At 41.8% G+C, this 26,203-nt stretch carries 18 protein-coding genes and 1 pseudogene; 12 read left to right on the top strand and 7 right to left on the bottom strand.

What is annotated here, in order from left to right; genetic code table 11:
- The first annotated feature begins 318 nt into the window (after window positions 1-318).
- Complete coding sequence (locus tag Q4591_RS17075; protein WP_303462069.1) at window positions 319-1,065, top strand: heme ABC transporter permease; 747 nt, start codon at window positions 319-321, stop codon at window positions 1,063-1,065.
- Complete coding sequence (ccmD, locus tag Q4591_RS17070) at window positions 1,065-1,259, top strand: heme exporter protein CcmD (protein WP_303414992.1); 195 nt, start codon at window positions 1,065-1,067, stop codon at window positions 1,257-1,259. The genes Q4591_RS17075 and ccmD overlap by 1 nt, the downstream gene beginning before the upstream one ends.
- Before the next feature lie 1,030 nt (window positions 1,260-2,289).
- Here the strand turns inward: ccmD and Q4591_RS17065 are convergent.
- A pseudogene (locus Q4591_RS17065) lies at window positions 2,290-2,532 on the bottom strand (transposase); the annotation flags it as partial.
- A 179-nt stretch (window positions 2,533-2,711) separates the two neighbouring features.
- Window positions 2,712-3,254, bottom strand: a complete 543-nt coding sequence (locus tag Q4591_RS17060) for a DUF924 family protein (RefSeq protein ID WP_303462067.1) — start codon at window positions 3,252-3,254, stop codon at window positions 2,712-2,714.
- Window positions 3,255-3,422: 168 nt separating this feature from the next.
- On the opposite strand from Q4591_RS17060, the gene Q4591_RS17055 reads away from it, so the two are divergent.
- The gene (locus Q4591_RS17055) at window positions 3,423-3,914 is read left to right on the top strand and encodes a hypothetical protein (RefSeq protein ID WP_241900997.1); all 492 of its coding nucleotides are present in this window, start codon (window positions 3,423-3,425) and stop codon (window positions 3,912-3,914) included.
- A 208-nt stretch (window positions 3,915-4,122) separates the two neighbouring features.
- Here Q4591_RS17055 and lolE read toward each other — a convergent pair whose 3' ends face one another.
- From lolE to Q4591_RS17040, 3 genes are read right to left on the bottom strand one after another with little or no spacing between them, the layout of a single operon-like run.
- Entirely contained in the window at window positions 4,123-5,370 is a 1,248-nt protein-coding gene (gene lolE, locus Q4591_RS17050) for a lipoprotein-releasing ABC transporter permease subunit LolE (RefSeq protein WP_303462065.1), read from the bottom strand.
- A complete protein-coding gene (gene lolD, locus Q4591_RS17045; RefSeq protein WP_102436866.1) occupies window positions 5,370-6,068 on the bottom strand; it encodes a lipoprotein-releasing ABC transporter ATP-binding protein LolD in 699 nt (232 codons plus the stop codon). Before lolD ends, lolE begins: the two co-directional genes overlap by 1 nt.
- Window positions 6,068-7,300 (bottom strand): lipoprotein-releasing ABC transporter permease subunit, encoded by a 1,233-nt coding sequence (locus tag Q4591_RS17040; protein WP_102519639.1) that lies wholly within the window; start codon window positions 7,298-7,300, stop codon window positions 6,068-6,070. Before Q4591_RS17040 ends, lolD begins: the two co-directional genes overlap by 1 nt.
- 134 nt (window positions 7,301-7,434) lie before the next feature.
- Here Q4591_RS17040 and Q4591_RS17035 point away from each other — a divergent pair, with 134 nt between their 5' ends.
- The 3 genes from Q4591_RS17035 (at window position 7,435) to Q4591_RS17025 (ending at window position 12,872) form a co-directional block, all read left to right on the top strand.
- Window positions 7,435-8,052 (top strand): hypothetical protein, encoded by a 618-nt coding sequence (locus tag Q4591_RS17035; RefSeq protein ID WP_102436862.1) that lies wholly within the window; start codon window positions 7,435-7,437, stop codon window positions 8,050-8,052.
- A gap of 165 nt (window positions 8,053-8,217) precedes the next feature.
- On the top strand, window positions 8,218-11,733 hold the full coding sequence (gene mfd / locus Q4591_RS17030; RefSeq protein WP_303462063.1) for a transcription-repair coupling factor: 3,516 nt from the start codon (window positions 8,218-8,220) through the stop codon (window positions 11,731-11,733).
- Window positions 11,733-12,872, top strand: a complete 1,140-nt coding sequence (locus tag Q4591_RS17025; protein ID WP_303462061.1) for a peptidoglycan binding protein CsiV — start codon at window positions 11,733-11,735, stop codon at window positions 12,870-12,872. Before mfd ends, Q4591_RS17025 begins: the two co-directional genes overlap by 1 nt.
- Window positions 12,873-13,180: 308 nt before the next feature.
- Here the strand turns inward: Q4591_RS17025 and nagZ are convergent, their stop codons facing one another.
- A complete protein-coding gene (gene nagZ, locus Q4591_RS17020) occupies window positions 13,181-14,203 on the bottom strand; it encodes a beta-N-acetylhexosaminidase (protein WP_303462059.1) in 1,023 nt (340 codons plus the stop codon).
- A 434-nt stretch (window positions 14,204-14,637) separates the two neighbouring features.
- Here nagZ and Q4591_RS17015 point away from each other — a divergent pair, with 434 nt between their 5' ends.
- The 4 genes from Q4591_RS17015 (at window position 14,638) to Q4591_RS17000 (ending at window position 19,032) form a co-directional block, all read left to right on the top strand.
- Window positions 14,638-16,014, top strand: a complete 1,377-nt coding sequence (locus Q4591_RS17015) for an L-serine ammonia-lyase (protein WP_303462057.1) — start codon at window positions 14,638-14,640, stop codon at window positions 16,012-16,014.
- Window positions 16,015-16,308: 294 nt separating this feature from the next.
- Entirely contained in the window at window positions 16,309-17,058 is a 750-nt protein-coding gene (locus Q4591_RS17010; RefSeq protein WP_303462055.1) for a class I SAM-dependent methyltransferase, read from the top strand.
- A 453-nt stretch (window positions 17,059-17,511) separates the two neighbouring features.
- Window positions 17,512-18,405 (top strand): LysR family transcriptional regulator, encoded by an 894-nt coding sequence (locus Q4591_RS17005; protein ID WP_102436851.1) that lies wholly within the window; start codon window positions 17,512-17,514, stop codon window positions 18,403-18,405.
- 117 nt (window positions 18,406-18,522) lie between these two features.
- A complete protein-coding gene (locus tag Q4591_RS17000; RefSeq protein ID WP_102436849.1) occupies window positions 18,523-19,032 on the top strand; it encodes a hypothetical protein in 510 nt (169 codons plus the stop codon).
- Window positions 19,033-19,314: 282 nt separating this feature from the next.
- Here the strand turns inward: Q4591_RS17000 and Q4591_RS16995 are convergent, their stop codons facing one another.
- Entirely contained in the window at window positions 19,315-20,919 is a 1,605-nt protein-coding gene (locus Q4591_RS16995) for an FG-GAP-like repeat-containing protein (RefSeq protein ID WP_102519635.1), read from the bottom strand.
- Between the two features lie 695 nt (window positions 20,920-21,614).
- Here Q4591_RS16995 and Q4591_RS16990 point away from each other — a divergent pair.
- Both Q4591_RS16990 and Q4591_RS16985 read left to right on the top strand, forming a co-directional pair.
- Window positions 21,615-23,267 carry an L-lactate permease gene (locus tag Q4591_RS16990; protein ID WP_303462053.1) on the top strand — a complete coding sequence of 551 codons (1,653 nt, stop codon included), beginning with the start codon at window positions 21,615-21,617 and terminating at the stop codon, window positions 23,265-23,267.
- Window positions 23,268-23,338: 71 nt separating this feature from the next.
- Window positions 23,339-26,149 carry an FAD-binding and (Fe-S)-binding domain-containing protein gene (locus tag Q4591_RS16985; RefSeq protein ID WP_303462051.1) on the top strand — a complete coding sequence of 937 codons (2,811 nt, stop codon included), beginning with the start codon at window positions 23,339-23,341 and terminating at the stop codon, window positions 26,147-26,149.
- Window positions 26,150-26,203 lie beyond the last annotated feature (54 nt).

Below are 26,203 nucleotides of genomic sequence, written 5' to 3'. Positions count from 1 at the left end.
CGAACAACAGTGGTAGTAAGGCGTATCTTCTAAACTCACGAGTGTTTTTCTAGGTCTGGCCATCATTAATTACCGAAAATTAAGTAATAACTAAAGCCTAGTAGAGTGTTTAACATTTAGCCAACTAGAATGGGTGGCCTTGTTATTTAACGAAAGGCACAAAATTTCACCTGAAAACTGTTGCTGAAAGAATCAACATTGTTATCATTGTGTTTACGCTCCTGATTTTTAAGCTAATGTTTTAGTAGTTTATTGGTAAAATTGTCAGGTTTTTAAACCCTCCCATTAATTAGTGCATGATTAGAGAGTAAAATAACTATGTGGAAATGGCTTCACTCATATGCGGATCCTGAACGTGCGTACAAACTATCTGATAAACTGCTACCTTGGTTGGCTATTACAGCAATTATCCTAATCGGACTTGGTACAATTCAAGGGCTACTTTTTACTCCAGTTGATTACCAGCAAGGGGAAAGCTATAGGATCATTTACATCCATGTTCCAGCAGCCTCTATGTCTATGGCTGCGTATATGGCGATGGCCTCATGCGCATTTATAGGTGTTGTGTGGCAAATTAAAACTGCTGATTGGGCGGCCGCTTCGATTGCTCCAATTGGTGCTGTTATGACTTTTATTGCACTAATTACAGGTTCTGCATGGGGGAAACCAATGTGGGGAACTTGGTGGGTCTGGGATGCAAGGCTTACCTCTGAACTCGTACAACTTTTCTTGTATTTAGGTGTAATAGCTCTTTACGCCTCTTATGAAGATAAAGTATTAGCAGCAAGGGCAGCAGGTATTCTCGCAATTGTCGGAGTAATTAATGTCCCAATAATTAAATTCTCGGTCGAATGGTGGAACTCTTTGCATCAGCCGGCAACGATAAAAATCACTGAAGAATCTGCAATGTCATCAGATATGCTTTATCCACTTCTGATTAACATCACAGGGTTTGGGGTGTTGATTGGTGCACTAACCTTAGTTAGATTCAAAAATGAAATATTGGCGAGAAATAGCATGCGCCTCTGGGTTAAAGACCTTGCAATGAATCAAGGAGAAAAATAATGGAATTTGACTCTGTTTCTGAATTTTTAAATATGGGCGGCTACGCCTTCTATGTGTGGTTAGCCTATGGAGTTACCTTTGGCTCTTTAATTATTTTGATAATAACCAGCATTAGGCAAAAAAAATTGGTACTACGCCAAATTGGAGCGAAAGTGAGACGGGAAGAACGTCTCAAGAAGCATAACATCCCATAACGATAAACAACGTAAATCAAAGCGCTAGTATTAAGAGTTTACTTGCGCTTTATTTATGTTAACAGGAAGAAATTAGACAAGTGTAGTGGTATCAGTTTATGAAATTTTGTAGGTGATCTACTGGGAGATTAGGCTAGAAGATAGCTGGGTATATTCGATTTTGCTAAAACTCATAATCGTCAGGTCCCCTGTTCGAGTCTGGGAGGGGCCACCAATTTTGATAAGCCGCTTAAAGAAATTTAAGCGGCTTTTTCATGTCAAAAATTTAAATGACTCTCCCCTTACGCCCATTGATAACATAATCGTCAACAATTCATGCAGTTCGAGGCTGGTAAAATCCAACAAATACTTGATAAGTCGTATGAAGAAGTTTAAGCAGCTTTACATGTCAAAATTTAAATTACTCCCCCCTTACGCCCATTGATAACATAATCATCAACAATTCATGCAGTTCGAGGCTGGGATAGTCCACCAAATATTTGATAAGTCGTATGAAGAGATTTAAGCGGCTTTTTCATGTCAAAAATTTAAATGACTCTCCCCTTACGCCCATTGATAACATAATCATCAACAATTCATGCAGTTCGAGCCTGGGGAAATCCAACAAATACTTGATAAGTCGTATGAAGAAGTTTAAGCCGCTTTACATGTCAAAATTTAAATGACTCTCCCCTTACGCCCATTGATAACATAATCATCAACAATTCATGCAGTTCGAGGCTGGGAAAGTCCACCAAATACTTGATAAGTCGTATGAAGAAATTTAAACGGCTTTTTCATGTCAAAAATTTAAATGACTCTCCCCTTAAAAAATACATAGCCACCCATCATTTAGAAGTTATAACATCACGCCTTTCGTTTTAAGTTGCTAACACCTACATTCATTAACTGATGGGATTATTCCAGCCAAAGGACTGAATATTTCATCATTAATCACCAAAATTAACTCATAAACTAAATTCAACACAGCAAAAAAGCTTGATATCTATCAAGTGGAAAATGCTTTTATTTGAAATTAAGAAATGGTGTATTAAGCGCACAACCAGCGCTGACAGTTAGCTGCACCTTGTCGTCGTTTTAGGTCTAAATGCTCACAATAATCTGTTAATGCAGGCAACGCCCCCACCGCACCTTTGAATAAAGCGCCAAACTCAGTGGTGATTTTTAACCAGTTTTCAGCTGGTATATTCAATCGATTGAGAATATCCTGACTACTCGCGCTGATGGCGCCACGTTTATCATCACGAATAATCCGCCCAGTATCTTCAACCAGCACACTTGTTCAACAAATTAGGGGCAAAGATATGATTCCCAAAAACTTAAAATTTAGATTAGGTAGTACAAATAATGAAAAGAAAATCCTCTAAAAAATTATTAAAAAAATTTTATGGTTTGTGCTGCGTGACTAAAGTCTTTTAAACAAACCTTCGCACTCGTCGATACACCATAAAACTAAAAAGACGAACCAGGCTGTGCTAAAAAAGCTAATTCTTCTATGGTTGATGTTCGACCAAGCAACTCATTTCGATGGGGGTAACGGCCAAAACGTTCAATAATTTTTAAGTGTTTTAATTCAAATTGATAATTAGATTCAAGCCCATTACTTTTAAATAGCGCTAACCCTTGTTGATGCACTTTTAACGACTCACTGTGCATATAGGGCATATACAAAAAAGTTCGCTCGATTGCGGTTAATTGTTGATCAAGCCCCTGTAAAATGGCCTCTTGGGATAAGGCTAATGCCATGGGATCAGCGCTAAATGCTCGAGCATCATCACGGTAAATATTGCGGGAGAACTGATCCAATATGATAATTTCAGCTAAGCGCCCTTGCAGATGCTGACGCCATAACCATAATTCCCCCGCTATGGCTTGAGTATGTAACTTACCAAAGCGTGTGCGAATTAATTCATCAAAGCTAACATCTTTTTTAAACCATTGGGCAGGCTCAATTTCAGTAAACCAAAAGTTAATAACCTGCTTTACCTCATCCATTCAAACTCCTCGTGGTAAAAATAAATTTTTGGGGCGTATTCTAGGGTTTATTCTATGCTAGATTAAAATCAGGTTTAGCTTAGTCATAATAAAGCCGACCTTACGCTAATAACTGGCTGATACCAAAATAGAATGACTGCTATTTTGTTTGATAATTATGGAAAATATATGCCACAAAGCAATACGGATGTAGCTAAAAAAACCGCTAAAACTGACATTAACAATGAAGTTCAACCTAAAGTGACAGCGGCTTCGCCTAAGTCTATTAGGCAAGATCCTCTCATTGCAAAAATGCTTAAGCGTTCGCCGTCAGATATTGCTGATAGTTTTACTGATGCGCAGCTCAATGCGATTAAGCAAGCCTTGGGTCCATCGACTTGGGGTGGTCACTTTCTTGATAGCCGTGGCACCTTTAAGTTTCCTTTTATTAAATGGCGTTTTTATTACGTCTTATTATTAGGTAAAAACAAACGCGCCTATACTCGCCGCGAAAAACGAATATCGCTAGTGATGATGATTACCACTGTCACCGGTTTTATACTTTTCAGCATGTTATTTGGTTTGTTAGCTCTGTATTTATTAAAGTCTGCCTTAGGTATCGACTTGTTTCCTGATACCTCGTTAGGGATTTGGCATTACTTTAAAAGCTTGTTTAACTGATGTGTTTAGACTGAGTTTGGAACGCTGTTTTAATTGATGTTATCAATAGCGATTGTCATAGCCTATTCTCATAGCCAATTGTCAGTGCTTGTTGTAAGCGCCTAGTTACGCAATTGAAAATAAATTTTAACCAATAAAAAACGCGCTAGAGCGCATTTTTTATTTCTGCTTTTGAATGCAGTGATTCAACACCTAACACCTAGTCAATTCATCGCCCTGCTAATGCCGTTGCTGGCGCTATTTTGGTTGCTTTATAGGCCGGATAAATAGTCGCCAGTAAACTCATCACAAAGCCCATACCAACAACCACTAACACATCTTGTTGCTGTAGCTGTGACGGCAAGAAGTCGATAAAGTAAATATCAGATTCTAGTAATTTAATCCCAAAAAATTGCTCAACAGCATTGGCAAACGCACTCAGATTAAGTGCCAATGTCACGCCTATAGCAGCGCCAATAGTGCAACCTAAAGCACCATTGAGTGCACCTTGCATAATAAATATCGCCATCACTTGGGCACGCTTTAATCCCATTGTCATCAAAATAGCGATTTCGGCGCTTTTATCTCGCACTGCCATCACCAAAGTAGAAACAATATTAAAACAAGCCACGGCAATCACCAGTGCAAGTACCAAATACATCACCATTCTAACCAGCTGAATATCTTGATATAAATGCCCTTGTGAACGAGTCCAGTTATTTAAATGCAAATACTGATTTTGTGCATAACCCAAATCGCGAGTAATGCGCGGCGCACTGAAGACTTTGTTAACCGTAATGCGCAGGCCTGTCACTGAGCCCACAGGCAGTTTCAGTACTTCAGCAAGATACGGCAAAGACACATAGGCTTGAGTTGATTCTATTTCTCCACCCAAGTCATACACACCAGCAACCACAAAGCGATGACTTTTCGCCGCAGTTAACTTATTGGTTTGCCCCATATCTGGGGTGAACATTGATAAGGTGTCACCGACCTTTAAACCAAGTTTGTCTAATAAGCTGCGACCAACGACAATGTTGTTGGAGTGAGTACTTAAAGAGGCCCACGCCTGTGCTGGCATAAATTCATCAATGGTTGAAACCTCTTTTTCAAGTTCTGGCTCAATACCATTAAGCTCTAGCCCTTGAAAGCCGCCCGGCTTTTGTACCAAGCCCTGCATTTTAATAAACGGCGCGGTAGCAACAATTTCTGGCATGCTTTTAGCCGTTTCTGCAATGCCTTGCCAGTCATGTAATGGCTCGTTAACGCTCAGCAGTTCACCATGTGCAACAACGCCTAATAACCTCTGCTCTAATTCACGTTCAAAGCCATTCATGGCTGATAACACTAAAATTAACACTGCCACACCCAGCGCAATACCTGCGGTGGAGGCAAATGAAATAAAGCCAATAAAGCCGTTAGATTGTCTTGCGCGATAAAAACGCCAACCGATAACCAGTGGCAGTAATGACTTCATTATTTCTCTTCCGCTACTTGCTGTAAAACGCCGTCTTTCATGGTTAATTGACGATCCATTTTCGCTGCTAATTTATAATCATGGGTTACCACTACAAAGGCTGTGCCCAGTTGCTGAGCAAGCTCACGAATCAGTTCGTACACACTATCGCCGCTGCTGGCATCTAAGTTACCGGTTGGCTCATCGGCCAATACTAACTTGGGTTTATTAATCAGCGCCCGTGCAATGGCGACACGTTGGCGCTCGCCGCCTGAAAGCTGCGCAGGAATATGCTCTAAACGATGCCCTAGTCCAACTCTCTCTAATAAGGCTGTAGCTTCAGCTAACGATTGCTTTTTATCTCGACCTTGAATAAACGCTGGCATGGCGACATTTTCAAGCGCAGAAAACTCAGGTAATAGGTGATGGAATTGATAAATAAAGCCTAAGTCTTTATTTCTGACTTCAGCTTGTCTAGCTGCGCTTAGCTGATAAAGGTCTTCACCATCTAGCTTCACGGTGCCAGATGTTGGGATATCTAAGGTGCCCATAATATGCAGTAAGGTACTTTTACCTGAGCCAGAGGTGCCGACAATGGCCAATTGCTCACCTTGATAAACCGTTAAATCAACGCTCGAAAGCACCTTGGTGGTGGTTTCACCGTCATGAAATTGCTTAGTGACCTTGTTAACTTCTAATACTACTGGTTGTTTATTCATTATTCATATCTCAAGGCTGTTGCAGGTTGCACTCGCGCAGCCGTTAATGCGGGATAAATGGTGGCAAGTAATGTCATGATAAGAGTGCCAACAACAATGACCATAATTTGTTGACTTGCTATGATCACCGGTAAATTTTGCCCTACTCCAAGTACTGATATACCCAAGACATTAAGCATACTATTTAAATTTAAAGTAATTGTGACCCCAGCTAAGGTGCCTAATGCCAAACCAATAATGGCATTCAGTGAGCCCTGAACAATAAAGATGTTCATCACCGATTGCGTCGTTAAGCCTTGGGTTTTTAGCACTGCTACATCGGTGGTTTTATCTATTACCATCATCACTAATGCCGACACAATATTAAACGCCGCCACGGCAACGATTAAACTGAGCATCAATGACATCATGTTTTTTTCCATTTTTACCGCAGCAAATAAATGGCCAAAATCATCGCGCCAATCGCGGGTTTCAATAGCTATGCCTTGCTGAGCTAATTTATCTGTCAATGTAACGCCCATTTCAGGGGCGATGAAGGGATCGGTTAAGTAAACCCGTAATTCATTAATTTCACTGGGGCTTACACGCATTAACCGTCTTGCATCTTGATAATGCACATAGGCTAATACTCCATCCACTTGCGAGCCCATTTCAAATAAACCTGCCACGGTAAATTTACGCTGGCTTGGCACAGGGCCTAATGGTGAGTACACCACCCCATCGCCACTTAAAATGCGGATTTTGTCACCAACATTGATGGATAATTTTCTGGCAAGGTCGCTGCCCAGCACCACGTTGTAACTACCTGGAGTGAGCTGCTCAAAGGCGCTGGAATAGGTATTGGCAACGATGGCTGAAAGGTTTTGCTCATACTCAGGAAACACACCATACACTTGTACAGCGCTGATATTTTTACTTGATTGCACCATAGCTTGAGTGGTCACCGTGGGTGCGAGCCCTTGTACTTGCGGCAATGTTGTTAACGACTTAGCTTGGGTTTGCCAATCACTAAAGCCTGCATCATTAATGAGGGTTAGTTGTGGCACTGCGCCTAAAATTCGCTGTTTAAGCTGACCTTCTAGACCGTTCATCACTGAGCTGACAATGATCAGCGCGGCTACCCCTAAAAAAATGCCCGATACCGCAAAAAAAGTAATGAAAGATGCAAAAGCATTGGCTTTACGCGTCCGCCAATAGCGGTAGCCCATGAATAATGAAAACCGAAAGTTCATAAAGAAAAGTGCATCCTTGGTGTTTATTGGAATAAAAAACAGCAGTTTAATTTAACACAAAGGCTAAAACTTGCTAAATCATTAAGATGGGCATGATAATAGGGGTATTAGTCTGATAAATAAAGAGACAAACCTTGTTAACTGAATCCAATGCATATTTTACCGTGCCCCATGACTTTGCTGTTTATCTTGAAAACTGGTCAGGTTCTCAAGGCATTCCGTCTGAACAAGACTTACGCTCGATGCAATCGGTTGGGCTTAAATTACTGTCAGAAGTCAAAGAGTTAGAAGCAAGCTGTTTACTGCAATTAAGAAGTATTGATAACGATGCTAAAGCTGTGGTCGACTTTCTTAAACTGCAATCACGTAAAGTAGATTTAGTGCTGCATCATGTGCTAGAAAAAGAAGTCCAAAGCGGTGAAAAATTCCAAGGCAGCCATTTTGGTGGTAGCGGCATCAGTTTAATTACCCCTAAGCCACTGACCATTGGTGAGTATTTTAAAACCTCGATTTATATCAGTAGCGAGTTAGTGGCCATTTTGTGTCTTTGTCAGGTGAGCCAATGCAAGCTCATTAACTTTGATGATGACGCAGAGCAAAATAATAAAAGAAATCAGCCACAATATGCCGTCAGCTTAGATTTTAGTCAGATTTTAGATGCCGATGTAGAGCAACTGGTTAAAGCCAGCTTAACAGTGCAGCAAAAAATGCTTCAGCAGCGCAAACAAATTCGCCAACAAGCAGCCAAATAACACATATTGCCTGCATATTGTTTTAAGCTTGCTTATAATAGCTATCATAATCTGGTGCTAATCAACTATCGCCAATACAAATTTAGCCAAGCCTGATTGGTTTTGATGATCACAATCTGCGGGCTAAATTTATCACTTTTATAAAAGAAGTTAGTTAGATATTCAATGAAGAATTTTAGCGTTCTAACACCGCCAAGTGTAAAAAAAGGCCAACAGTTTCAAACCTTAACAACACTGGGGGGGGTCTCACAAGCTATTACGCTTTCTAGCCTAATTTCCCAGCATTCGGGTACTAGTCTGGTTGTTACCAATGACACCCCAAGCGCATTACAGCTTGAGGTTGAACTGGGTTACCTTCTGGCAGAATCTGACATCAATGTGTGTTTATTCCCAGATAGAGAAACCCTGCCTTACGACAGCTTCTCGCCCCATCAAGACTTGATTTCACAGCGCTTAGAAACCTTGGCAAAAATGAGCCAGTCACATCACAATGTGATAATCGTACCGGTGAACACCTTGATGGTGAAGTTACCGCCAAAATCGTTTTTAACCTCCAATGTCATGCTACTTAAAAAAGGTGACATTTACGGCTTACAGCAGGTTAGGCAGCACCTAACCGACACCGGCTACTACTTGGTTGATCAAGTTTATGAGCATGGTGAGTTTGCGATCCGTGGCTCGATTTTAGATATTTTCCCTACGGGATCTTCCCAGCCTTTGCGCATTGAATTATTTGACGATGAAGTAGAAACCATCCGCTATTTTGATGTGGACTCTCAGCGCTCAAAAGAAGAAATTGATTCAATACGCATGTTGCCCGCAAAAGAGTTCCCTACCGATACAGCGGGTATTGAAGGCTTTAGACAACGTTACCGTCGCCGCTTTGAAGTGATTTCAAAAGAAGCGGAATCGGTTTATCAGCAAGTGAGCCGTAATTTAATGCCCGCGGGTATTGAAAACTATTTACCGCTATTTTTTGAAGAGTGCGCCACTTTATTTGACTATATTCCTCAGGATACTCAACTGATCACCCTTGGGGATATTGAACAAGCCAGTGAGCATCATTTAACTGAAATTAAAACTCGCTATGAAGATCGCCGCGTTGACCCGTTAAGACCGTTACTGGCGCCCCAAGAGCTATACATACTCACCGATGAGTTATTTGCAGCCTTTAAAAAATACACCCGCTCGCAAATTAGCACGCCTAACAAAAATGCCGAGGGCGAGCTTGAGCTTATTGTAAAAGCCAAGCAGGCAAATGTAGCCAGGCTGCCTGATGTTAATGCCAACCATAAGCTCAAACAGCCGTTAATTAACCTGCAAGCGTACACCAAGGCCCAAGGTCAGACTAAAGGACAATTATTATTCAGCGCTGAATCTGAAGGGCGACGTGAAGCCTTAATTGAATTGCTTGGCAAAATTGACATCAAACCTAAGTTATTTAGCCATTTAAATGCCTTTATAACCGCTAAAGACAACATAGGTTTAATCGTCTCGCCGTTATCACAAGGTTGCATGTTACTTGATACCCCTAAAGGTGATATCAGCGTAATTTGTGAAACAGAGTTATTTGGCCAACGAATTTCTCAGCGTCGTCGCCGTGAAAAGCAAAAACAAGTTAGCTCAGATGTACTGGTAAAAAACTTAGCAGAGCTTAAAGTCGGCGAGCCTATTGTGCATTTAGAGCATGGTGTTGCGCTTTATCAGGGGCTTGTCACCTTAGATACGGGCGGCTTAGTGGCCGAGTACCTGCAACTTGAATATACCGCAGGCGATAAGCTGTATGTCCCAGTGTCATCGCTGCACCTTATTAGCCGTTACAGCATTGGCGCCGATGAAAAGCCGACATTAAATAAACTGGGTAATGAAACCTGGTCAAAAGCCAAGAAAAAAGCCATTGAAAAAATCCGCGATGTGGCGGCTGAATTACTGGATGTTTACGCTAGACGCCAAGCTCGCCCGGGTGATGCGCTAAAAATTGATGCAGAAGAATATGCCCAATTTTCACAAGGTTTCCCCTTTGAAGAAACCGTCGATCAAGAAACTGCAATTGAAGCCGTACTAAGCGATATGCAAACCCCAATGGCCATGGACCGCCTTGTGTGTGGTGACGTTGGTTTTGGTAAAACCGAAGTTGCGATGCGCGCAGCATTTGTGGCGGTCAATGCCGGTAAACAGGTGGTGGTGTTAGTGCCAACTACCCTACTTGCCCAGCAACACTATGAAAACTTTAAAGATCGTTTTGCCGATTGGCCAATGGTAATTGAAGTGATGTCGCGGTTTCGCTCAGCTAAAGAGCAAACTCAAGTGCTGCAGTCATTATCAGATGGCAAAGTCGACATTGTCATTGGTACCCATAAGTTACTGCAGGCTGAAGCAAACTTTGAAAACTTAGGCTTATTGGTTATTGATGAAGAACACCGCTTTGGGGTGCGCCAAAAAGAAAAGATAAAAGCCCTGCGGGCTAATGTCGATATCTTAACCCTTACTGCCACGCCGATTCCACGTACCCTAAATATGGCCATGTCGGGTATGCGTGATTTATCCATTATTGCCACCCCACCGGCTAAGCGCTTAGCAGTAAAAACCTTTGTACGTGAGTACGATATAGCCACGGTAAGAGAAGCTATTTTGCGTGAAATTTTGCGTGGTGGGCAAGTTTATTTCTTACACAATAATGTCGAAACCATTGAAAAATGCGCTGAAAACATTCGCCAATTACTGCCTGAAGCTCGAGTGGTTACCGCCCACGGCCAAATGCGCGAACGTGAACTTGAAAAAGTCATGTCAGAATTTTATCACCAACGTTTTAATGTGCTGGTGTGTACCACCATTATTGAAACCGGAATTGATGTTCCCAGTGCTAACACCATTATTATCGACAGAGCGGATAAGTTTGGTTTAGCACAATTGCATCAATTACGTGGTCGTGTAGGCCGTTCACATCACCAAGCATATGCTTATTTGATGACGCCGCACCCTAAATTAATGAGCGCAGATGCCCGTAAGCGATTAACCGCCATTGATGCCTTAGAAGACTTAGGTGCAGGCTTTATGCTCGCCACTCAAGATTTAGAAATTCGCGGCGCCGGTGAATTACTGGGCGATGAACAAAGCGGTCATATTTCTAAAATTGGTTTTAGCTTGTACATGGAAATGCTTGAATCAGCAGTAAAAGCATTAAAAGAAGGTAAAGAGCCTTCACTAGATTATATGCTTAAATCCCAGTGTGAAGTTGAATTACGCATTACAGCGCTACTGCCTGATGATTATGTTTCTGATGTTAATATGCGCTTATCGCTTTATAAACGCATTGCTAACTGCGAAACTGAACGCATGCTTGATGAGTTAAAAGTTGAGTTTATTGACCGTTTTGGCATGTTGCCAGAACCGACTAAAAACTTAATGGAATTAACCTTATATAAGCATCAGGCAACAGCTTTAGGTGCAACAAAGATTGAAATGCATGCCAAAGGTGGCAGCATTGAATTTAGTGACGACCATGAAATTGACCCAATGTTTATCATTGGCTTATTACAAAGTCAGCCACAAATTTATCGAATGGAAGGCCCAAATAAGTTAAAGTTCACCTTGCCTGCTGAAACCAGCAAGCAACGACTAGACTTAATTAAGACCTTGCTCGAGCAACTTGATAAACATCGTACTGGAGAAACTAAATAGTGCTGCGTAACATTGCTTTTTCTATTGCCGCTATATCGGCACTATCGACACCAATGCAAGCCCAAGCTAAAACATGGTTTGAGGTTGAAGTATATGTGTTTGAAAGACAAACCAACAGTGTCGAAAAGTGGCAAGACGATAATGCAGCGGCGCCAAACCGAAAGAATATCGATTTGATCACCCCAATGATCAGTAACGATATTACCGGGGTTGCACTAGGTTTAAACGGCTGCACCTCAACTGACTGGAGTAGCAGCGAAATCGACTGCCAAGATCCGTTAGTGAGCGCCAACAAAACCGCCTTTCCAAGCCAAGTGCCATTTTCTATTGCTGCTGCGAGTGAGCAGCAAGCCTATTTAGGTGATGGTCCTGTATTACTGGCTGAGTCTCAAAGTGAATTTGGTGAAATCATCCAAGCGGTGCGCCGCGAGTCAAACGTGCGCAGTTTACTTCACCTGACTTGGCAACAAGATATGCAATCTCGTAATCGTGCCAAACCGATACGTATTTTTGCAGGTAAAGATTACTCTGAAGACTTTGAATATTCTGGCAATGCTATTTCTGAGCAAGTAGAGGATGAATTTTCAGGCTTTGATTTTAATTCAAGTTTTGCCAGTTTAGCGCCAGAGCCTCAAACCACTCCAGTGTGGGAATTAGACGGTAATATTAATATTTACCTAAGTCATTATTTGTTTATTGAAACCAACTTAGCACTGCGCCAGCCAATCCAAAAGCAAACAGCGTCCAGTGAATACTTTCAATACACTGAGCAAGCTGATATAGACAAGGTAATGAGTCCATTTTTACAATCGATTCCTATGGTGCAAAACCGCCGCGTGAGAAGTGGTGAAATCCATTATTTTGATCATCCAAGGCTCGGCATTGTGATGCAAATCCGTAAAATGGAACAACCGACGGAAACTCGTCCTGTGGCGTTATTGCTTGATGACACTGAGGTAAATACCGCGGTTACTGATACCAATCTTGATGCTATTGTTGATGCTATTGTTGATACTGAGGCAGAAAGCGGCCCTGAATCCATGGTTGATGCTATTGTTGATACTGAGGCAGAAAGCGGCCCTGAATCCATGGTTGAAAACGCAGTCGCAACTGAAGAGCGGACGCTGAAAAGCTTTTAACTCAAACCACTATAAACCTCTAGAAAAAAAACAGCTAATCATAGGATTAGCTGTTATCACAAGTCTCTAGTAAAACTTAAAAAAGCCCTAGAAATAAAGTTTTTAAAATAATATGACAGTGAGCTTGGGTCGCATGCCAAACTCACTGTATCAATATGTAACATAGGCGCTGCGGTTTTACTATTGTCTCACGTGTGACTGGCCGTTAATTAACCAGCCATAATTTATCGTGCAACTGCAAACAAACTCTGTCGTTTAACAGCAAGCCAAACTTAACCGCTCAAAAATCATCTAAGGCTCAATTTCTATTATTTTTTTGCCGCTAATATTTGCTTTGCCAATTGCTGCGCATGTTGCCAGCGCTCAGACTGTTCAAGGGCATTAATCACCTGCTTAGCATTCGCTCTTAATGCGAGTGCAGATTTAAATTCAGACAATTGCTCAGGCCAAGTAAACTCGGTTAATAAGGTTTTAACCCCTTCAGGATCATTACAAACCAAAATCATATTACAACCTGCTGATAATGCTGCTTGGGCTCTGCCAATATAATCGCCAGCAAAACTTGCGCCTTTCATGCCTAAATCATCTGAGAAAATCACCCCGTCAAATTTAAGCTCTTTACGCAGCACCTGTTGCAGCCAATAGTTTGAAAAACCTGCCGGATTTGGATCTACTTGCGAATAAACCACATGGGCAGGCATAACGCCATTTAGCTGCTGCTGGCCTATTAACTGCTTAAAAGGCTCCATATCATGATTAAAAATAGTCTCTTTAGTGCGCGTATCTACAGCCATCGCCACATGGGTATCTGCTTTTACACTGCCGTGACCGGGAAAGTGTTTACCCACTGTCGCCATACCCGCTTGAGTCATGCCTTGAATAAAGCTGTGAGCTAAACTGGTCACTTGCTCAGGTTCGGCGCTAAAGCTGCGAGTGCCAATAACATCACTGATACCATTAACATCTAATACTGGCGCAAAGCTTAAGTCGATATCACAAGCTAAAAGCTCAATCGCCATTAAAAAGCCTAACTCTTGGCTCCAACGTTTCGCAAGCGCCATATCGCCCTTGGCGGCAGGCAAAATATCCCCCATGGCTGGTAGCAGAGTAAACTCTTCACGAAAGCGTTGTACCCTGCCACCTTCATGATCAACCGCAATCAATAAATCACGGCGAATATGTCGAACAGATTTAATCAAAGCCTGTAATTGTGCTTTATTAGAAAAATTGCGTGTAAATAATATAATGCCGCCCACTTTATCGTGGCTTAATAGCTCGGCTTCTTCTTCGCTGACCGTAACGCCAGCCAAATCCATCATTAGATAACTCACGCTTACTCCTAAAATATCCTGTTAAATGTTAATTACCACTGTCATTGTTGATAAATTTAAAAACAACACCTTGATAACTGACGCTGCAATAAACTCACCTAATCTGAACCACTATGCATAAGAAAATCTAATGAAGTATCTCGTAAAAAGTATGGGATACTGCAGTTAAATGGCGCCATTGCTCTAGATAAAAATACCAGCTACTTAGGCTATATTGCTTGGTATAATCGCAGTTAATTGCAAACTTAGTCTGCCAAATTAACGCCATTATGCCGCTAAATTTTAATTTCCCTAAGGAAATTCCCAATAAAATGACCCGTTACAGGGAGATAACTAACATTGCCGCACAATTTTTACTCACTGCGAGCGCTAGAATAAAACGCCAAAAAATTTAAACGACTAAAATAATAAAAACTGATTAAAGGTTAATAACAATGATTAGTGTATTTGATATGTTCAAAATCGGTATTGGGCCTTCAAGCTCCCATACTGTTGGCCCGATGAAAGCGGGTAAATTATTTATGCAGCACTTAAGCGATCAAGGCTTGCTGGCACAAACTGACGAACTACAATCGCAACTGTTTGGCTCTTTAGGCCAAACAGGTAAAGGCCATGGAACTGGTAAAGCGGTCATTTTGGGCTTAATGGGTGAAGATCCTGATACCGTAGATACCGATGCGATTGATGCCATACTGGAAAAAGTTTCAGCCGAACAAACCCTTAAAATTGCCGATGGCCGCCTAGTCAAGTTCACTCGAGACAACGGTATTACCTATCATCGCCGTAAAAGCCTGCCTGCCCATGCCAACGCCATGACCCTATATGCGTTTAGCAAAGGTGAATGCATTTATGAGCGCACATATTACTCAGTCGGCGGCGGATTTATTCTAGATGAAGATGAAATTACCCAGCGTGATGCCTCGCCTGCGACCCCGATAAAATCCGCCCCTTATGATTTTAATTCTGCCGCGCAGTTACTGGATTTGTGTTGTGAAAATGGTTTAAGTATTTCTTCACTCATGATGTCAAATGAGCTAAGTATTGCCAGCGAAGAGGACGTTAAACAAGGCTTGTGGAATATCTGGCAAACCATGAAAACCTGTATTGAACGTGGTTACCAAAAAGAAGGCATGTTACCCGGAGGTTTAAAGCTGCGCCGACGCGCGCCAGCTTTATATCGCCGTTTGCAAGCAGAAGGCCGTAATAACAATGACCCATTAACCGCCATGGACTGGGTTGATTTATTCGCATTATCTGTCAATGAGCAAAACGCCGCTGGCGATCGGGTCGTCACTGCACCAACCAATGGCGCTGCTGGTATTATTCCGGCAGTATTATGCTACTACCACACCTTCGTCCAAGAAGTTGATGAGGAAGTCTGTTGCCGCTTCTTATTAACCGCGGCCGCTATTGGTATTTTGTATAAGAAGAACGCCTCTATCTCGGGAGCTGAAGTAGGCTGTCAGGGTGAAGTGGGCGTGGCTTGCTCAATGGCAGCAGGTGCACTCACTGAAATAATGGGCGGCACTGTCGAACATGTGGAGAATGCAGCTGAAATTGGTATGGAACATAACTTAGGTTTAACTTGCGACCCTGTTGGCGGCTTAGTACAAGTGCCTTGTATTGAACGTAATGCCATGGGCGCAGTAAAAGCCATCAACGCTTCACGTATGGCACTTCGCGGTGATGGCAATCATAAAGTCAGCCTCGACAAAGTGATTAAAACCATGATGGATACCGGCAAAGATATGCGCAGTAAATACAAAGAAACCGCCAAAGGTGGTTTAGCAGTCAACATTGTTGAATGTTAAGCGCTTATTACTAAGCTAATAATGCTCACTGCTCAGGGTAAGCACAAGATCTTAGTAAAGTAATTAACTTGCTGATGGATTAATTACTCGAATTAAAAAGAGGCTGCAAAGCCTCTTTTTTAATGATATTTTCAGCCTTATCTCGTAAGTATCCCTGCCAAACACAAGCTAAAAGGATTAGACATATTTTTATTGGATAAAAACCATAAAGTCCAATTTATAATTAATTCGTTGACAGCTTTTAATAAAACTTACAGTTTAACTCACCAGTAGCATCACATATAAGGAAGTATCATGCTCAGTGTCGAAGACCATTATGAAACGTTATTATCTGACGTATACACATGGCTGATGGGCGGTTTTGCTCAAGCAAAACAACAGAATATCGCCTTCTTTAGCCATCGTAATATTAAACCAACAGGTTCAGGCATTGCAGTCGATCTCGGTGCAGGTTCGGGGTTTCAATCAATCCCGTTAGCCGAATTAGGCTTTAATGTCACCGCCATCGACCTCAGCCGAAAATTATTAAATGAGCTAACATCTAACGCCAAAACCGTTGACATTAAAACAATCAAGGATGATATTTTAAATTTCCCACATCATCTGAGTGAACCCTGTGAATTAATTGTCTGCATGACAGACACTATGACTCATCTAAAATCAAAATCTGATGTTTTAGCCTTACTGCAACATGCATTTAATTCACTTGAAGATAACGGCAGCTTGATGTTAAGTTTTCGAGATTTATCCAATGAACTCAAAGACACTGACAGGTTTATTCCATTAAGAAGTGATGAAAACATCATATTCACCTGCTTTTTAGAGTATGAAGCTGAAACTGTTAAGATCCATGACCTGGTACACCTAAAAACTAATGGCACATGGACGCTTAATAAAAGCTGTTATCGTAAGTTGAGACTATCCGTCACATGGGTTGAAGCCGCGCTTTTGAACATTGGCTTTGAATTACAAGAATCAAGTGAAAACGGTGGATTTCAAACCATTGTTGCCGTCAAGAAAGTCACAGCCGAACATGAACGTTAACAAGGGGTGGTAGTACACATCATCATAAATAATCCAAAAACAAAAAGTCCGTTGGTGGTTAGCCAACGGACTTTTTGTTTGTGAAACGTGATGATATTTAATATAAATGCCATTCATATTTCACTATCTGGCAAGCTATTGATTTTACACAACTGATGCGGGCAGTAAATGTAATGAATCAATATCTTCAATCAATTTGTAAGCCATTAGAGGGGAGGCTAACAACTCAAATTGATTACGCTTCTTTAGCGTCAGCTGGCATTTCTTTAGCTTCAGCTTCAGCTACTTCAGGAAGTGCAGCAAGAAAAAGTGCACTAGCAAATAAATTTTTGAATGCTGTCATGTCATATTCCTTCAATTTAAACGGTTAACTGGTTTCTATGGAATAGACTATATTCTTAGGTTATAAATAAGTAAAATGACAAAAAATTACCTACTGGATTCCATATTGGCATGAACATATCAATTAAAAACTTACAATGTTTTTTAACTGTGATTGAGGTTGGTCACTTTACCCTCGCCGCTGAGCAACTTTATATGACGCAGCCGACCTTGAGTAAAACCATTAAAAAAATGGAACAAACCCTTGATCAGACATTGTTGATCCGTAACAACCAAAAAGTGGAAGTCACTGAAGCGGGTTTATTGCTGGCTAAAAGCGCTCAGCAAATCGTTGGTCAGTGGAATCGAATGTATGAAGATATGAATGCATTAACCGGTTTAAGAATTGGTCGTCTGCGCTTAGGTTTAAGCCCTATGACTGGCGGGATGTTTATTAATATGCTGGCATCTTTTACTCGCACTTATCCCGGCATTGATGTCAATGTGTTGGAGGTTGGCGGCGTTGCGGTCGAAAAAGCCCTACTCAATGACAGTTTAGATATTGGCGTAACCGCTTTGCCATGCAGTAACACTGACGAATTTAATATCTTACAGCTGCAAAGTTACCCACTCAATGTATGCGTGCATGTTGAGCATGAACTGGCAAATCACAGCTGTATTCATTGGCAAGATCTCACCGGACTGCCTTTTGTGCAATACAACGACCAATTCTCTATCGGTAAAGTGATCAGTCAAAGTTGCCAAGATGCCGGTTTCAAGCTCAATGTGGTGTCTCAAACTGGGCAGTGGGAATTTATGGCGGCAATGGCCAAGGCCAAAATGGCTTTTGCCATCTTACCGGCACCGATTTGTAAGCGAGTTACCTCAAAAAAATTAATTTTTATTCCCTTAGCTGAACAGGTCGCTTGGGAGTTAGCCTTTATTTGGCGTAAAAATTTACCCTTAACCGCTGCGGCCGCGGCTTTTATTGCTCAAGCAAAACCATCTTATAAAGAAGATAGTTAACTTGCTCTGTAAATCATCGCACTAATAAGGGTCATGACGCTAAGTAAGGTTAACTTTGCAGCTTAAATTCGCCAGCTATACTTATTAGGTTATTTGAATTTAAGCTGAGTACACCCTATGGGCTCTGAATATGAAAAAGGTAAGATCGAAAAAAGCATTTTTGTTCGCTTTGCAGCAGCTGCAGGGCTAAATTTTCAATCGGTTGAAAAACAGTCCCCTGAAGAAGGAAAGCCTGATTTAAAATGCATGACCGATGGCAAGGTTATTTACTTTGAATTAACTGAGGCTTGCTCTGAAGATGTGGCCAAAGCCATCTCGCACCCTAAAAGCATTAATTGCAATGACTTAAGCGCAGAAAAAAGCACAGACAAAAGCACTGCCACATCAAGCAGTACAACTAATTACCCTAGCGACACAGACATTAAAGATTACACCTCTGAAACCTATAAAAAGAAGATCAATAAACGCTACTCGGTATCAGAGCCCATTGATTTACTGATTTATAATGTCGGCAGAACCTTACTTACCGATGATGTATTAGTTAACAATGTCAAAGCCTTAGCCAAAGATAATAAAGGCCCTTTTCGAAAGGTGTGGTATTTTGGCGAACATGTCACTGAGCTATAGTACTTAATTTTAGTACTTAATTTTAGTACTGAGTATTAGTACTGCGTTTTGTTTTTGTGCAGTAACATGCTCAGGATTGATGACCGTAGTCACTCATATACTATGATGACTCGTCCGGTCGATTTAGCCCTAATCAATAAGGGCAAGATGAACACAAACAGTGTTAATCATGCCCGTAATAAATCATTGCTTTAATTAAGTCATTATTAATTAGACTTTAGCTACTTAAGCCTTATTTATACCTTAGTTTTCCAAACGCTTTCAATAAACAGTTAAAACGCTTCATAGGCATTGGCGGCGATAGGCTTGACTGCCTTCATCGCTGATACTCAATACTGCACTAGCATCTTTGATAATACAGCGACCATCCTCTACTTTGGCCGTTATATTGGTGCCATTATATTCAAAGGCTTTAACGCTACATTGCTCAAAATTTAATGCATCGGTTACGGTTTGACTACCATGATCCCAGTTAGAAAACAGTGTATTACCTTCACTCCAAAAAGTATTTTCAGCTTCAATGCTAAAATCACATGCTTGAAACCTTAAGGCATATATTGCCCCTGTCACACCTGCGCCGCCGCCCATGTTGACAGTAATAGTGCCCTGCTCTCTATTAGTATCAACCAATGACATTGAGCGGCTAAAACGTTCCTCTGAAGCTAAAGATAAATCAAAGCCGCCCTCGGTTTCATTAATGCGGCTATAAGATTTAACGCTTTTATCGGGGTTTAAATACAATACATAGCCCACCCCTGCGCCATATTGATTCGCGCCAGTGATTAAATCGGCCACGCCATCACCATTTAAATCACCAGCTGCCACTAAGGCATGGCCAAAGTGTCCACCAGCAGTGCCATTAGGGTTTGAATCTAAGGGAATGGTTTCATCAAAGCCTGCTAGACCTGGAGCAATTTTCAGTTTATCTACAACTTCATAAGTGTCGCTATCAAGAGACAAAACCCAAATAGCACCCATACCACTGTCTGACTCAAATGCACCGACTGCGAGCTCTTGAGTACCATTATTATCAAGATCCCCAAGCAACGCTGACTCTCGACCGCCAAAACTATCATTGGCAGTTAACCCATCACCAAAGCCACCCTTATTGCTGCCTATGGTGACGATATCATCATCAATAACCTCTGCATTTTCATCAAAAAATAACAGTTGAATGCTGCCACCATCAACACTACTGGGTTGGGCGGCCACTAAATCGATTTTACCGTCTTCATTTATATCCCCAATAGCGCTCAGACCTTGAGCCACAATACCGCCATTTTTAACCATGGATTTGACTGTGCCATCGCGATTAAGGTGCAGAATGTACACAGCCGGTATACTGGCTGCGGGCGCCGATACGGCAATATCGGGAATAGTATCGCCGTTGTAATCACCAATGCCAGCAACGCCATAACCAAAAAAATCGCCCTCATCTAGGCTATCTGAAAACCGGCCTTGCACCATGGAGATTTTTTGATTTGCCTTGACGGTACCGTCTTGATTCATAAATAAAATATACACAGCACCGGCATCCGTTGCGCCGTCATCATCCGAGCGAGCACCGACGACCAAATCATCAATACCATCACCATTAATATCACCGGCATTGTCATGATCGCGGCCAAAACGATCGCCACTGTCCAAATCTGCTAAAAAACCAGACTCACCTTCGGCAATACGAACAACCTCACTTGGGCCAAATGCTACAAAGTCGCCTAAACTGGGTTCAGTGGGAGTGGTCTGCGGCGGTGTGCTGGTTGGTGGATTGACTATCTCGTCTGTGGGTAAGCCAGTACTATCATCTGAACCGCCGCAAGCTTGCAGCGCCAGTGTTATTGTTACGAGAAGTGTGAATAAGTTTGGTCGCGATTTATTGTAATCCATCAGTATTCCCTATTGCTGAAGTTGTTATTGTTAATTTGGATATCTCGAGGCTGTTTAGGTCGCTATCAAAATGTGACCTTGCGCACTTTTATAATGATTTTTTAATCAACACATTGTTTTTAAATCATCATATATGAAAAGCTAGCCAAACTACGTCAAGACAAGTTAAAGAAATGTAAAGCGGGTAGTCGCGATAAAATAAAGGTGTCAGCGGATTTGACCACAAGGCGGATTCTGAAGAGATAAAATAGCTAACGTTAAATAATCACCTTGAATTATACCTCTTTGGGGCTAACTCAAAAATTGAGTTCTTAGATATTGATGACGTCAGTTAGGCAGTAAAAAGAGCCTTGGGGGGCTTATCAAAAGCCATAAAATACTTGAGCAGCAAACAATCACAACAGACAATTTAACTTCTTTAACACAAAATTACAGAATAATTGCATTGTAACCACGCTAAAAATGAGATCTTCATCACTATAAGTAATACCCGCTACAATTACAGCTCACACTTTGAGCTAGAGTATTTAACAATGTTCATCTAGATGATCTCGATCAAAAAGCAACATCCCTAAATGCAGTCTATTGTAGCCACTTTAGCAAAAGCGAATAATGGGTTTACGCTTTCGTTAACAAAGTCACTTAAACTAGTAAAAATCTAAAATATTATAATATGCACTCCAATAGAGGTACGCATGACCATATTACAACTACTCGCAAGTCTGACACCAATCATCAGTGTCATGGTGTTTTTAGTTTTATTACGTATGCCCGCATCGAAAGCGATGCCAATATCTATGGTAGCTACCGGCTTAGCTGCTTTATTTATTTGGCAAATGGATACCACTTTAATCGCCGCCTCAGTGGTAGAGGGACTGTTATCCGCACTCACTCCTCTCACCATCATTTTTGGTGCTGTATTTTTACTTAACACCCTTAAATATTCTGGTGCAATGGATACTATCCGCGCTGGTTTTACCAATATTAGTGCTGATGCTCGTGTTCAGGTCATTATTATCTGTTGGTTGTTTGGCTCATTCATTGAAGGCTCAGCTGGTTTTGGTACCCCTGCAGCGATTGGTGCGCCACTATTAGTGTTACTGGGTGTTCCGCCGATTGCATCTGCCGTTGTGGCATTGATCGCTGACTCAACCTCTGTGTCATTTGGTGCTATTGGTTTGCCTGTGCTATTTGGTATCGAGCAAGGATTAACTGAAGGCGGCGTGAACATGGCTGCTGTTCAAATCGCCCAACATGGCGGTAATTTTGCTGACTACGCTCAGTATATTGCAATGCACATGATCACCATTGACTTAATCACTGGTAGTTTATTGCCTTTGGTCATGGTGTGCGTACTAACCGGGTTCTTTGGTAGAAACAAGTCTTTCCTTGAAGGTCTTCAAGTTTGGAAGTTCGCTATTTTTGCCGGCCTAGCATTCACTGTACCCGCTTGGTTAATTAACTATTTTGCAGGTCCTGAATTCCCATCAGTGATTGGTGCATTAGTCGGCATGGCTGTGGTTATTCCTGTAGCTAAAAAAGGTTGGTTACTGCCATCAAAACCTTGGCATGATTTTGCTGAATCTGACTTTGATAATGCCGCGGTAACAGAGCAGTCTGCTACCCCTGCTAAATTCAGCCAAATGGCAGCATGGTCTCCTTACCTCATCATGGCTGCGTTATTGGTCTTGTCACGTGTTGTTGAACCATTCAAAGCCTTCTTAATCAGCTTCAATATCAGCTGGACTGGCTTACTCGGTACTGAATTAAAAGCAGGTTTTGCGACCTTCTATGCCCCTGGTATTTTCTTTATCGTGGTATGTTTAATTGGTTTTGTATTATTCAAAATGAATAGCAAATCTATTAAGCAATCATTCACCACATCTTGTTCTTCAATGCTGCCTACGATTATTTCTTTAGGTGCTTCAGTACCTATGGTGAAAATTTTCCTTAACTCAGGTGAAAACAGCGCAAACTTAGCATCAATGCCTGTAGCACTAGCTGACTTACTGGCTAACACTATGGGCGCGGTATGGGCATGGACAGCACCGGTTGTGGGTATCTTCGGTTCGTTCTTATCTGGCTCTGCCACTTTCTCTAATATGATGTTCTCTGGACTACAATATTCTGTTGCAGACAACATTGGAATGAACCATGCGCTAGTTTTAGCACTCCAAGGTATTGGCGCTAACGCAGGTAACATGATGTGTGTCATGAATGTTGTTGCTGCTGCTACTGTTGTTGGCATGGCAGGTCGCGAATCAGAAATCATTCGTAAGACCATGCCTATCGCACTAGTTTATGCCTTTGTTGCTGGTACTATCGCAGTCGCTTGGGGCGGTTTCTAAGATTGAATTAATTGCAAGCAATCATCAGGTTGCTTGCTCTCATTGTAGATAACAAAATATGAGTACAAAATATGACTATTAATTATCAAACAGTCATGGATGAGTTATTGGTTAAGTTAGGCAAAGATGCCGTTAGTAACGACCCTGTACGTCGTTTCGCTTGGTCAACAGATGCAAGTTATTTCAGAATTGTCCCTGAAATTGTTGTTCATGCAGATGACGTCGAGCAAGTTAAAGCCACGCTAGAAATTGCCAATAAACATCAAGTCCCTGTGACTTATCGCGCTGCTGGTACCAGTTTATCAGGCCAAGCCATTGGTGAAGGTATTTTGCTTATCTTAGGTCATGATGGCTTCAGAAAAATTGAAATCACTGAAGACAGCCAAAAAATCACTTTAGGCTCAGCAGTTATCGGCTCTGATGCTAACGCAGCCTTAAAGCCATTAAACAAGAAAATCGGTCCAGATCCAGCAACCTTAACCTCTGCCAAAATTGGCGGTATTGTCGCTAACAATGCCTCGGGTATGTGCTGTGGTACTGCGCAAAACTCTTATCAGACCATTGCATCAGCTAAGTTAATCTTTGCCGATGGTACTGAACTTGATACTGGCTGTGATCAGTCTAAAGCCGCATTTAAAGCAACACATGGTGAGTTACTGCAGTCGTTAATGGACTTAGCAGAAATGACGCAAAATAACCCTACCCTTGCGGCGCGAATTAAGAAAAAGTTCTCTATCAAAAATACCACGGGTTACAGTATCAATGCGTTAATTGACTATAGCGACCCATTTGACATCATTAACCACTTGATTGTGGGCTCAGAAGGCACACTGGCTTTCGTTAATGAAGTGACCTACCACACTGTGGAAGAAGCGAAATTTAAAGCTTCTGCCATGGCAGTATTTTTCAGTATGGAAGATGCCGCTAGCGCCGTACCACCATTAAACATTGATGCGGTAGCAGCAGTAGAATTACTTGACTGGGCATCGATTAAAGCCGTAACAGGTAAACCTGGCATGCCAGAGTGGTTGTCACATTTGCCTGAAGGTTCGGCGATTTTACTTATCGAATGTCGCGCAAATGACTCAGAAACCTTAGCGCAATACACTGAAACAGTAACCGCTAAAATAGCTCATATTAAAACTGAGCGCCCAATTACCTTCAGTGCCGACCCTGCGGTATTTAGTAAATACTGGGCAATGCGCTCGGGGTTATTCCCAATTATTGGCGGCGCGCGCCCAAAAGGTACTTCAGTTATCATTGAAGATGTGGCATTTGAATTACCACACCTTGCACAAGCTGCGGCTGATTTAACCGCACTATTCCATAAGCACGGCTACCCTGAAGGGGTTATTTACGGCCATGCATTGGCAGGTAACTTCCACTTTATTATCACCCCAACTTTTGCCAGCGACGCTGATATCAAGCGCTTCCATGCCTTTATGGAAGATGTGGCTGAAATGGTGATTAATAAGTACGATGGCTCAATGAAAGCTGAGCATGGTACCGGCCGTGCTGTCGCGCCATTTGTAGAAATGGAATGGGGTGCTGATGCTTATACGTTAATGAAACAAATTAAGCATATTTTCGACCCAACCACGTTATTGAACCCAGGTGTGTTATTAAACGATGACGCCGAAGTTCATGTTAAAAATATTAAACCTTGCCCAGTTGTGGATGACTTTGTCGATCGTTGTATTGAGTGTGGTTTTTGTGAAAAAACCTGCCCAACTTCAGCGCTAAACTTTTCCCCTCGTCAACGTATCGCAACCTTGCGTGAAATTGAGCGTTTAGAGCAATCGGGTGAAAAAGAAGCCGCCGAAGCAATGCGCGTCAGCTCAAAGTATGACGTGATTGATACTTGTGCAGCTTGTCAGCTTTGTACTATTGCTTGTCCAGTTGACAACAGCATGGGTAATTTGGTGCGTAAATTGCGTACTCCGCACATTACTACGACAGAGCAAAAAGTACTCGACTTTCAAGCTAATCACTTTGGTTTAGTTAACCAAGCGATCAGTACAGGCTTTGACGCCTTAGGTGTTATTCATAAAATCACTGGTGATGGTGTCACCAACTCAATTATGAATGTCGGCCGTATGATCACTAAAGAAGTGCCATATTGGAATCCTGACTTTCCTAAGGGCGGCAAAGTCGCTAAACCATCGGCTCATATTCCTGGTCAGCAGACGGTATTGTACTTCCCTGCATGTGGCGGTCGTACTTTTGGCCCGACACCAAAAGACCCTAACAAGATAACGCTGCCAGAAGTAGTTGTGACTTTGCTAGAACGTGCAGGCTACAACGTGATCACCCCAGACAATACTCGTGAGCTGTGTTGTGGCCAATTGTGGGAGTCAAAAGGTGATTTCAAAAATGCGGATGCTAAGCGTGATGAACTGATTGATACCCTGAGTGAGCTAAGCGAAAACGGTAAAGTCCCTGTGCTTGTTGACGCATTGTCTTGTACTTATCGCACTCTAACCGGTAATCCTAAAGTAGCGATTACAGATTTAGTTGAGTTCATGCACGACAATATTTTGCCGAACATTAAACCAAGTATCACCAAGAAATCTAGCGTGACCCTGCACCAAGGTTGTAGTGCCCGCAAGATGAAACTTGAGCCAAAACTTCAAGCCATTGCTGATGCCTGTTCTGAAACAGTGGTATTGCCAGATGGTATTGCTTGTTGTGGTTATGCCGGTGAAAAAGGTCTTTATAAACCAGAAATTAATGCCAGCGCCCTGCGTAATATTAAAAAGCTGATCCCAGCTGAAACCAAAGAAGGTTACTACGCTAACAGAACCTGTGAAGTGGGCTTGACCCAGCACAGTGGCATTTCGTATCGCCATTTAGCATACCTACTGGAAGAATGTACTCGCTAGGCATTTAAGCTAAGCAAGTATAAAAAGCACTGAAGTTGATATTATCAATTCAGT

The organism is Shewanella sp. 3_MG-2023, assembly GCF_030548765.1.
GTDB lineage: Bacteria > Pseudomonadota > Gammaproteobacteria > Enterobacterales > Shewanellaceae > Shewanella.
This window is presented reverse-complemented; position numbering and strand designations above follow the sequence as displayed.